This window comes from Sulfitobacter sediminilitoris (assembly GCF_010667575.1).
In the GTDB taxonomy this organism is placed as follows: domain Bacteria; phylum Pseudomonadota; class Alphaproteobacteria; order Rhodobacterales; family Rhodobacteraceae; genus Sulfitobacter; species Sulfitobacter sediminilitoris.
In genome coordinates this window covers 1-528 of record NZ_JAABNT010000099.1, presented here as the reverse complement: position 1 = coordinate 528, position 528 = coordinate 1, and the positions used below count along the sequence as shown (strand labels likewise).

The following is a 528-nucleotide window of genomic DNA, read 5'->3' as shown; positions in this document are numbered from 1 at the left end:
GGATGATGTCGAGGCCGAGAAGGCACTGGCTGATTTCGAGGCGGAATGGGGCCAGAAATACCCCTCAATCGCCCCAAGCTGGCGGCGCGCATGGCAGGAGGTCATACCGTTCTTCGCCTTCCCGCCAGCGGTGCGCAAAATCATCTACACTACCAACGCCATCGAAAGCCTTAACCGCGTCATCCGCAAAACTACCAAAACACGCGGCAGCTTTCCGACAGATGACGCCGCGACAAAGCTGATTTACTTAGCGATACGCAGCTTCGAGAAGACTGGCAGGGCCGTCAGAGAATGGGTTGCCGCACGGAACCAGTTCGCTATCCTATACCCAGAACGGTTCAACATATGACCCGTTTCAACTGCATCGGCTGAGCCTCATACACAGAGTTTCGGATACTCCCTACCCCTCAATCGCCCCAAGCTGGCGGCGCGCATGGCAGGAGGTCATACCGTTCTTCGCCTTCCCGCCAGCGGTGCGCAAAATCATCTACACTACCAACGCCATCGAAAGCCTTAACCGCGTCATCC

At 56.8% G+C, this 528-nt stretch carries 2 protein-coding genes; both read left to right on the top strand.

What is annotated here, in order from left to right:
- Positions 1-349: transposase (locus GV827_RS23300; RefSeq protein WP_164356739.1), on the top strand; the 349-nt coding region annotated here is incomplete at its 5' end.
- On the top strand, positions 297-528 hold a 232-nt coding region (locus GV827_RS23945; protein WP_268895793.1), incomplete at its 3' end, for a transposase. The genes GV827_RS23300 and GV827_RS23945, both read left to right, overlap by 53 nt.